The sequence below is a fragment of the Lysinibacillus composti genome, assembly GCF_016908465.1.
In the GTDB taxonomy this organism is placed as follows: domain Bacteria; phylum Bacillota; class Bacilli; order Bacillales_A; family Planococcaceae; genus Ureibacillus; species Ureibacillus composti_A.
The window spans coordinates 26,337-35,641 of record NZ_JAFBDY010000033.1 but is presented as its reverse complement, the minus strand read 5'-3'; the positions used below and the strand labels follow the sequence as shown (position 1 = coordinate 35,641).

Annotated in this window: 10 protein-coding genes and 8 tRNA genes; all 18 read right to left on the bottom strand. The window is 35.5% G+C overall.

Annotation, left to right across the window (positions count from 1 at the left end):
- Nucleotides 1-98 precede the first annotated feature (98 nt).
- A tRNA-Gly gene (locus JOD29_RS18990) sits at nucleotides 99-172 on the bottom strand.
- A gap of 16 nt (nucleotides 173-188) precedes the next feature.
- Nucleotides 189-265: transfer RNA gene (locus JOD29_RS18985), tRNA-Arg, on the bottom strand.
- A gap of 25 nt (nucleotides 266-290) precedes the next feature.
- Nucleotides 291-376: transfer RNA gene (locus JOD29_RS18980), tRNA-Leu, on the bottom strand.
- 63 nt (nucleotides 377-439) lie between these two features.
- Nucleotides 440-514 (bottom strand) — tRNA-Lys (locus JOD29_RS18975).
- Nucleotides 515-522: 8 nt separating this feature from the next.
- A tRNA-Gln gene (locus JOD29_RS18970) sits at nucleotides 523-597 on the bottom strand.
- Between the two features lies 1 nt (nucleotide 598).
- Nucleotides 599-674: transfer RNA gene (locus JOD29_RS18965), tRNA-Asp, on the bottom strand.
- Nucleotides 675-706: 32 nt separating this feature from the next.
- A tRNA-Glu gene (locus JOD29_RS18960) sits at nucleotides 707-781 on the bottom strand.
- A gap of 1 nt (nucleotide 782) precedes the next feature.
- Nucleotides 783-857 (bottom strand) — tRNA-Asn (locus JOD29_RS18955).
- A gap of 246 nt (nucleotides 858-1,103) precedes the next feature.
- A complete protein-coding gene (locus tag JOD29_RS18950; protein ID WP_124766879.1) occupies nucleotides 1,104-1,574 on the bottom strand; it encodes a SprT family protein in 471 nt (156 codons plus the stop codon).
- 123 nt (nucleotides 1,575-1,697) lie between these two features.
- A complete protein-coding gene (locus JOD29_RS18945; protein WP_420844567.1) occupies nucleotides 1,698-3,845 on the bottom strand; it encodes a Tex family protein in 2,148 nt (715 codons plus the stop codon).
- 166 nt (nucleotides 3,846-4,011) lie between these two features.
- Nucleotides 4,012-4,797, bottom strand: a complete 786-nt coding sequence (gene sigB, locus JOD29_RS18940) for an RNA polymerase sigma factor SigB (RefSeq protein ID WP_124766881.1) — start codon at nucleotides 4,795-4,797, stop codon at nucleotides 4,012-4,014.
- Nucleotides 4,772-5,242, bottom strand: a complete 471-nt coding sequence (rsbW, locus tag JOD29_RS18935; protein WP_124766882.1) for an anti-sigma B factor RsbW — start codon at nucleotides 5,240-5,242, stop codon at nucleotides 4,772-4,774. Before rsbW ends, sigB begins: the two co-directional genes overlap by 26 nt.
- Nucleotides 5,229-5,573, bottom strand: a complete 345-nt coding sequence (locus JOD29_RS18930; protein ID WP_124766883.1) for an STAS domain-containing protein — start codon at nucleotides 5,571-5,573, stop codon at nucleotides 5,229-5,231. The genes rsbW and JOD29_RS18930 overlap by 14 nt, the downstream gene beginning before the upstream one ends.
- 74 nt (nucleotides 5,574-5,647) lie before the next feature.
- The gene (locus JOD29_RS18925) at nucleotides 5,648-6,643 is read right to left on the bottom strand and encodes a PP2C family protein-serine/threonine phosphatase (RefSeq protein ID WP_124766884.1); all 996 of its coding nucleotides are present in this window, start codon (nucleotides 6,641-6,643) and stop codon (nucleotides 5,648-5,650) included.
- Nucleotides 6,644-6,656: 13 nt separating this feature from the next.
- Complete coding sequence (locus JOD29_RS18920; RefSeq protein WP_124766885.1) at nucleotides 6,657-7,061, bottom strand: anti-sigma regulatory factor; 405 nt, start codon at nucleotides 7,059-7,061, stop codon at nucleotides 6,657-6,659.
- Between the two features lie 221 nt (nucleotides 7,062-7,282).
- Nucleotides 7,283-7,633 (bottom strand): type II toxin-antitoxin system PemK/MazF family toxin, encoded by a 351-nt coding sequence (locus tag JOD29_RS18915; RefSeq protein ID WP_124766886.1) that lies wholly within the window; start codon nucleotides 7,631-7,633, stop codon nucleotides 7,283-7,285.
- A gap of 5 nt (nucleotides 7,634-7,638) precedes the next feature.
- Nucleotides 7,639-7,926, bottom strand: a complete 288-nt coding sequence (locus JOD29_RS18910) for a transcriptional regulator (protein ID WP_124766887.1) — start codon at nucleotides 7,924-7,926, stop codon at nucleotides 7,639-7,641.
- A gap of 147 nt (nucleotides 7,927-8,073) precedes the next feature.
- Nucleotides 8,074-9,192, bottom strand: coding sequence for an alanine racemase (gene alr, locus JOD29_RS18905; protein WP_124766888.1), 1,119 nt, complete (start codon nucleotides 9,190-9,192; stop codon nucleotides 8,074-8,076).
- Nucleotides 9,193-9,305: the final 113 nt, after the last annotated feature.

Below are 9,305 nucleotides of genomic sequence, written 5' to 3'. Positions count from 1 at the left end.
AGCTGGCATCAATTTTGATGTCCAAAATTTTGTTTCTTAATTAAAAGAAACGTTTATTTCATTAACGTTTTGTTGTTCAGTTTTCAAGGTTCATTAAATGGAGCGGGTGATGAGAATCGAACTCACGACATCAGCTTGGAAGGCTGAGGTTTTACCATTAAACTACACCCGCATATAAAGTTAAAATTTGGCGCGCCCGGCAGGAGTCGAACCCACAACCTTCTGATCCGTAGTCAGACGCTCTATCCAATTGAGCTACGGGCGCGTTTTTTTAGAATGCGATTTTGCTTTGGTGCGGCCGAGAGGACTTGAACCTCCACGGGGTTGCCCCCACTAGGCCCTCAACCTAGCGCGTCTGCCATTCCGCCACGACCGCGTTTTATGAAGACTTTTTTTATTATACACCATTTATTATCAATGTCAAATTAAATAATAAAACTGGTGAGCCATGAAGGACTTGAACCTTCGACCCTCTGATTAAAAGTCAGATGCTCTACCACTGAGCTAATGGCTCGAATGAAATGGCTGGGGTACCAGGATTCGAACCTGGGCATGACGGAATCAAAATCCGTTGCCTTACCGCTTGGCTATACCCCAATGGCGGTCCCGACCGGGATCGAACCGGCGATCTCCTGCGTGACAGGCAGGCATGTTAACCGCTACACCACGGGACCTAAGAGATTTCTTCATTCAATTTAATTATTAATGGTGACCCGTACGGGATTCGAACCCGTGTTACCGCCGTGAAAGGGCGGTGTCTTAACCACTTGACCAACGGGCCATGGCTCCGAAGGTAGGACTCGAACCTACGACCAACCGGTTAACAGCCGGTTGCTCTACCACTGAGCTACTTCGGAATAACTTGTTCTTCGACTTATCTTGTCGACTTTTATTATTATAGAGAGCTGCTAACAAGAAGTCAACACTTTTGTTCGTTTTTTTTGAAAGACTTTAAAAAATCCCTCTATAACAAGCATTGTATATTGGTTGCAAATGATATCTTAACCGATAATACCAAAAGTCATTCATACTTTCCAAAGTTATTTTACTAAATTTATAAGATTTTGTTCTTTGCTTACTACCTCCTAAAATTAAAATACCAGTTATTCACGACCCTCTTTTATTAATTGAAGTTCACCTAGGCACTTACTACAACGATATCGTTCAACATTCATCCTTCTTTTTCTTGGATATTGTTGCTTACACTGTATACATTGATAAATATAAATTACATGACTTTTAGATTTCGTTGTTTTTTCTTCTATAGTTGAGCAAAATCTCGGTGCACCTACTTTTTTTAACAACGCTCTGAAATCAGCATCACGATGTTTATATCCTTTTCCCTGTAGATGAAGGTGATAATGGCATAACTCGTGTAAAATAATACCGCGCAATTCTTCAATACCAAATGTTTCGTAGGACTTTTTATTAAATTCGATATTATGACTCCTTAATAAATAACGCCCTCCTGTTGTTCGAAGACGAGCATTAAAATATGCAGTATGTAAAAATGGTCGCTGAAAGTATTCGATTGATATTCTTTCTACTAAAGATTGCAATTCAATATCTGTCAAGGTTAGCACCCTCCTTTAACTCTATTTATTCTTTATGCAGTTAAACAAAATCATTTAATCAAAGCTTTTTTATATTAAACTATAAGAAAAAGTGCATAGCATATTTGCCATGCACTTTCTATTTTAATCGATTTGTTTTTCTGGTGGTAGCATTGTTAAAGAGATTCGGCCTTTTTCTGGTTCAACCTTTTCAACCCATACAGTTACGATATCCCCTAAAGAAACTACTTCTAGAGGATGTTTAATACGGCGTTTCTGTAATTTTGAAATATGAACTAATCCATCTTGTTTCACACCTACATCAACAAATGCACCGAAGTCAACTACGTTTCGAACTGTCCCTTGTAATTCCATACCAACTTGTAAATCTTCCATCTTTAATACGTCTGTTTTTAATAAAGGTTGTGGGAATGCATCACGAGGGTCGCGTGTTGGCTTCATTAACGTATCCACTATATCTTTTATAGTGACTTCTCCTACCCCTAGCTTCTCACTAAGTTCCTTAATGTCCAACTCCGCAATTGCTTCTTCACCTTTTTTAGTTCCAACATCTTTTTTAGTTAATCCGGCAAATGATAGTATTTCCTCTGAAATTTTATAGCTTTCAGGGTGAATACCTGTTGCGTCTAAAGGGTTTTTTGCATCTGGAATCCGTAAGAATCCAATTGCTTGTTCATAAGTTTTGGCCCCCAATCGTGGAATCTTCTTCAATTGTGCACGTGAAGTAAATTTTCCTGACTCACTTCTAGCATTTACAATATTCTCAGCAACAGTCTTTGATAAGCCCGATACATACTGCAATAGCGAAGAAGACGCTGTATTTACATCTACCCCTACTTGGTTAACCGCTGTTTCTACAATAAAAGTTAAGGATTCTGCCAATTTCTTTTGAGATACATCGTGTTGGTATTGGCCTACCCCTACTGCTTTAGGTTCTATTTTAACGAGCTCAGATAATGGATCTTGTAATCGACGAGCAATTGATACTGCGCTTCGTTGTTCAACTTGTAAATCTGGAAACTCTGAACGAGCTACTTCTGATGCAGAGTAAACAGATGCCCCTGCTTCATTAACAATGACATATTGAACATCTGTATTAACTTCTTTTAATACATCTGCAATAAATTGTTCTGTTTCCCGTGAAGCTGTGCCATTTCCTATCGCAATAATACTTATTGGATATTTAGCCAACATCGCTTTAACAACAGCTTTCGACTTTTCAACATCTGGTTTTGGTGGATGTGGATAAATTGCTGTTACTTCAAGCATTTTTCCTGTTTCATCTACTACAGCTAACTTACAGCCTGTCCGGTAAGCAGGGTCAACACCTAATACCATTTTCCCTCTTATTGGCGGTTGCAATAGTAAGCTTCTTAAGTTTTCTGAGAAAATATGAATTGCTTGAGCTTCTGCCTTTTCTGTTAGTTCATTTCGAAGTTCACGTTCAATAGATGGTTGTATTAAACGTTTATATCCATCTTCAATTGCCTCTTTTACTTGGGCGATTGATGATGATCTTGAATTTACCGGAATCCATTCCTTTTCCATCATTTGAATCACTTGATCAAGTGGAATTTGTATCGTTACTTTCAGAATGTCTTCTTTTTCACCACGGTTAACAGCTAATATTCGGTGAGGCACTATATGCTTAACAGGTTCCTCATACTCATAATACATTTCAAAGACTTTCTTCTCGTCCTTATTTACATCTTTCACAGATGTCAAGATGCGCCCTTCTCGCCAAGAGAGCTTTCTCAATTTGTCACGTACTGAAGCATCATCAGCAAAACGTTCTGCTAATATATCTTTAGCACCTACTAACGCTTCTTCTACATTTGTTACACCTATCTCTTCATTGATAAACGGTAGAGCAAGTCCTTCTACATCACTGTTCCCAAATTTCATTAACAGATCTGCTAGTGGCTCTAGTCCCTTCTCTTTCGCAATTGTAGCCTTAGTACGACGTTTTTGTTTAAATGGACGATATAAATCTTCCACTCGTTGTAAAATAGTAGCTCCTTTAATAGAGGCCTCTAATTCCTCAGTTAATTTTCCCTGTTCTTCGATAATCCGAATGACTTCTTCTTTTCTTTGTTCAAGCTGCTGTATGTAATGATATCGATCTTCAATTGACTTAATTTGTACCTCGTCTAACGAACCTGTTGCTTCCTTTCTGTACCGAGCAATAAACGGTACAGTGTTTCCATCTTCTAATAATTTAATTACCGCTTCTGCCTGATGTAGCTTTACTTTTGTATCTACTGCGATCATTTGTAGCAATTTCTTATCTTCCATTATTTCACTGCCTTTCACACTAGTACGGTTATTTTAACATAAAGCATTTCTTATAATATTTTTAACAACACACTTCTCTAATATCGCTTACTGAATGAAGTTAAAAAGTCTACCCTTCTAACAAAGAGTAGACCTAAACGGGTTATATTAACACACTGCTTTTTAATATTTCATCTTGAAGTTTCTTGATTGCCTTTCGTTGAATGCGAGATACATGCATTTGAGATATACCAAGTTGATCTCCAACTTCTTTTTGACTCATTTGTTTTAAATAAGTTAGTTGAAGTACTTGTTTTTCACGTTCATCTAAAATATTAACGACTTCAGAAAAGATTAACTTTTGATTCGTCTTTTCATATCCCTCATCTTCTTTTCCAACAATATCGAGCAATGTAACCGCGCTTCCATCAGACTCCGATTCAATTGAATGGTTAATTGACAACGCTTGATAATTTTTACTAGTTTCCATTGCTTCTAAAACATCTTCTTCTGAAACATTTAAATACTCTGCTATTTCAATGATAGAAGGAGAGTATTGTAACTTTGCGGTTAAAGTTTCCACAGCAACTTTTATTCTTGGACCCAATTCTTTAATTCGTCGGGGTACATGGACATCCCATGTCTTATCTCTTAAAAAGCGTTTTATTTCCCCGACGATTGTTGGTATTGCATATGCCTCAAAACTCCCACCAATGGATGGATCAAAACGGCGAATTGCTCCTAATAGACCTATCATACCAACTTGTACAATATCATCATATAGAGATTTGCCGTACGAATATTTACGTGCAATAGACTCCACTAGTTGTTGAAAGTGTAGTACCAATTGCGTTAGCACTTCATCGCTTTCCGTTCTTTGATAGTTTTCTATCCATAACAGAACTTGATCCTTCTTAGACGTTTTACTTAGTTGGGATTCTTTTGACATTGTCTTTCACCTGCTCTCTGGTGACATATTTTGTCATGAAAACAGTAACCCCATCATCGTTTTTCACTCTTACTTCGTCCATTAAGGTCTCCATTAAATAAAGGCCTAATCCACCTTCTCTTAACACCTCAACACTTTCGTTTTCAGTATACGGACCAATTTTCGATTTAATTTCTTCAAAGTTAAATCCATGTCCGTCATCGGCTACCATTACTTCTAATCTATTTTTATAAAGGGCGCTTCCAATAACTACTTCACCTACTGCTTCGGTATAAGCGTGATGTACAACATTTGTAACTGCCTCACTCACGGCAATTTTCAAATCTTCAATTTCATCATAGTTAAATCCCAGTCTTGTCGCCATTCCTGAAACCGTCAACCTTACTACACCAACATATTGGGGCTTCGCCGGAATCTTTATTTCAATATAATCAAATGTTTCCATCGCTTAGCTCCACCTTTTTAAGTGTTTCGATATCCATTAATTCATTTAGACCTGTTATTTCAAATAGCCGTGTAAGACGATCTGACAATTGTGTAAGTTTCAGTTTTCCATCTTCTCTATTCACCTTTTTATAAAAGCCTACAAAAACCCCAATACCAGTACTATCCATATAATTTACATTTGATAAATCAAGTTCAATTAAACTATACTTCCCTATAGTAATTGTCTCTAATTCATCTCTCAAAATCGGTGCTGTAAAAGTATCGATTTCTCCTTCTATTTTCCCACGTAACATATCTCCATCTTCCCGAAGTTGTACGTTCACCTTCATGAGGACACCTCCAATTAAACTATCTTTTTTTACCCTGTATACAGAAAATTAAACACGATTTATAGAGAAACATGTCACTTTTTCATAATAACTACTGTAAAATCATCTTCTAGCTGATAATTTTGATAGCAAAGTATTTGTTTATAAAGTTCATCGCACATTTGTTGCGCATTTAAATGTTTGAATTTCATTACTATATCACGAATTAATTGACGGGAATCCAATTCTTCCAATTTTCTGAATTCAGTCACTCCATCAGTTAACATAATAATAAAATCACCATCATTTAGGTGAATTTCAGATTGGCGGTATTTTACTTCTGGTAATATACCTAATAACAACCCTTTACTCTCTAAATCATAAAATTTACTTTCTTTCGCATTATAATAAAATGCTGGTTCATGACCTGCTGAACCATATGTAAAAATATTATTCTCCACATCAAATCGTCCATAAAACAGCGAGACAAACATACTATCATCTACACTTTTTTCAATAATTCTGTTTAGCACCTCTAGTACATAAGAGGGGTTATTGTTTGCATATTCTAGTGTGTCTAAACCATATTTCACCATCGACATGCAAAGCGCAGCTGGAACGCCTTTTCCCACAACATCTGTTACAGCAACACTAACGTGATGACCATCATCTTGTAAGAAGTAAACATAGTCCCCATTCATTTTTCTAACCGGAACTGATACCATGCCAATGTCTATTTGATTTAGCTTCGGGATATTTGTTTTTAGCATTAAATTTTGAATTTTTGTAGCAATGTCCATTTCGATTCTTAATTCTTCTTGTTTCATGAGTAAGCTTTGATGTTCTTTTACTTTTAGACCATAATGAACCATAACTTCAATAAGAAAATCGTATGCATGTTCAACATATTTTGGTAAAGTACCATGAAGTTGTTCCACTGCTTGTTTATGTATATTTATTACCTCTTCAGGAGTAATATTTTTTTGAATTAATTGACGAATATAATTTTGACCGATATATAAGTTTTCTTCACTTTGATTCTTTAAATAATCGGATAATATTTTTTCATATTGCACTTGTAGATAACCCAATAGTTTTCACGTCCTATCGCTTTAACCATTTTTCAATTCTAACTTTAGTACCTTTTCCCACTTCCGATTCGATCTCAAGTTTATCCATTAATCTTTTTACAGCTGGAATACCAACACTAGAACTACCCGAATTTGAAAAACTATCTTCTAGTACACTTTGAAGATTTGCAATACCGGGACCTTTATCTATTGCAGTAATTGCAATTCCTATTCTATTATTTTCTTCTAATCTTTCAATAATGATATCGCCTTCACTTGCATATAGATAAATATTTTTAGCTAGTTCGCTTATTGCCGTTGCAATCCTCGCTTGATCTACTGTGGTAAAACCAATAGCTTTTGCTTCATTACGGCCTTGTTGACGCGCAGTCACAATATCCCATTCTGTTACAATCTCAACTATTGATTTTTCACTCATGGCTTCACCCCACCTTTACTCGAAGTTTGAACAAACAATTTAGTATTCTATTTTATTATCGAAAATTATGTATTTTTTTTGAATTATTTAACTTTAATATATCGTAACATCTATATTTACAGCAAACTAATTTTGTAAAATTTATCAAACATTTTAAAAAAAATATAAAAAAGCACTGAAACCAGGGTCTCAAGTGCTTTAGTATGGAATTATTTATGTATTTAAAATTTCATTAGTCCTAAGCTTATTTCAAGTGCTACATCCACTTTTTCCATAAGTTCAACATCTAGTTGTGTTATCCGATCGGTTAATCTAGATTTATCGATAGTGCGCAATTGTTCAAGCAAAATTACCGAATTCCGTTCAAACCCGTATTTTTTAGCATCTATTTCAACGTGTGTTGGTAATTTTGCTTTTTGTATTTGCGCAGTAATAGCAGCGATGATTACTGTGGGACTAAATCTATTTCCTATATCATTTTGAATGATTAATACGGGTCTAGTACCGCCTTGTTCAGATCCAACCACTGGAGAAAGATCTGCAAAAAAAACGTCCCCTCGTTTCACAATCAAATATGTCATCCCCCGCTTACGAGACGCTCTACCATATGTTCGGCTTCATATTCTGCTTGTAGACATTCGCTACAAATTGTCAGATTAATCTGCGACATTTCCACATAGCCTTTCATTAAAGCTTCCCGTATTTGATTTGGTTGCTTGTGTGTTGATAATCTGCGTGACGAAATATAGACAAAGCTCTCTTTGTCTGCACATTTACGCTCAAGTTGCTCATTAAATTCGATTACCATCTCTTGTGGAAGTTCAATTTTAACTTCCTTTACTTCTTCAACTTTTTTTACGTACAAAACAAGCACCTCCACAAAAACCGTACCATTTCTAATTACTTCATTCTATCATCGAATATACGAGTTGAAAAGACATGATAGTTTATAAAATGACATTTGTTTTGTTTTTATCGGTTTTTGTTGGAGATTTTGTCGTATTTAATTATTTTATAAGTAAATTCTTGGAACCCTTGAGGTAATTATACAAGGAACTTCGTAATTTATTGTTTCGACTCTTGTTGCCCATTCATCAATTGTAATCTCTTCATTATTTTGTTTACCGATTAAAGTTACTTTCTCGCCTATATTATATGCTTTTGGTAAAAGTATCATACATTGGTCCATACAAATTCTTCCTACAATTGGCACACGGATTCCATCAATTAATACATGTTGACCACTATATTTTCTAATTAATCCATCTGCATATCCAATTGGTAAAGTTCCAATCAGTTCTGTTTTTTCAGCAGTATATGTAGCACCATAGCCAACAGATTGGCCAGCTTCTAATTGTTTCACGGCTACAAGTTCAGTTTCTAGTGAAAAAGCAGCCTCTAATGGAAATGGTAACTTTGTTTTGACATAAGATGAAGGTGCTAGTCCATACATTGATATACCAAATCGAACAGCGTCAAAAAGAAGGTGTTGATCTTTTACAAGTGTAGTTGCAGTATTGGCACTATGAACAATTCTCGGTTTTTGTGGTAATTTGTTAACTAGTTGTTCGAATTTCATCACTTGTTTGTTAAAATACAAGTCATCTTCTTCATCTGCAGTGGCAAAGTGGGTAAATACACCATCAACAATTAAATTTGATGTAGTACTTATAGCTTCGTATAAATTAAGTAAATCGTTTGCAGAAGTTACACCTATTCTTCCCATGCCTGTATCAATTTTTATATGTAATTTTAATGGTCTTAGGAGTTCAGTTTTAGTTTGGATTTGGTGTACCCATTCAGTTGAAAATACAGTTAATGAAATATCTTTCTCTGCAGCATATGGTACGAAAGAGACTGGTGAGTACCCAAGTACTAATATATCTATGTTGGGAAAACTTTCTCGAATATGTAACGCCTCTTCAGGTGTGGCTACGGCCAACATTGTAGCCCCAGCTTCTATTGCAGCCTTTGATACTTCAATATCACCATGACCATAAGCATTAGCTTTTACAACTGCTATAATTTGTACGTTTGGTGGAAGAAAATTCTTTAATCGGTTGACATTATTTTTTATTGCTTGTAAATCAATAATTGCTTTTGTTGGACGGAAGTGTTGTTTTTGTTCCACTTATTTTATACCCTCTTTTGCTGAAAATTAAACATAATGTAATCACTTTTTAGATAATTCGATTTTATATGTTAGACTCGTAACAGTCCAATAAATACTTTCATATCTATAAA

What these genes read in the sequence shown, in the direction of transcription:
- JOD29_RS18930 (WP_124766883.1), bottom strand. Translation starts at nt 5,573, where the DNA reads ATGAAGGTGAACGTACAACTTCGGGAAGATGGAGATATGTTACGTGGG.
- rsbW (WP_124766882.1), bottom strand. Translation starts at nt 5,242, where the DNA reads ATGGAAACATTTGATTATATTGAAATAAAGATTCCGGCGAAGCCCCAA.
- JOD29_RS18945 (WP_420844567.1), bottom strand. Translation starts at nt 3,845, where the DNA reads ATGATCGCAGTAGATACAAAAGTAAAGCTACATCAGGCAGAAGCGGTA.
- JOD29_RS18920 (WP_124766885.1), bottom strand. Translation starts at nt 7,061, where the DNA reads ATGAGTGAAAAATCAATAGTTGAGATTGTAACAGAATGGGATATTGTG.
- sigB (WP_124766881.1), bottom strand. Translation starts at nt 4,797, where the DNA reads ATGTCAAAAGAATCCCAACTAAGTAAAACGTCTAAGAAGGATCAAGTT.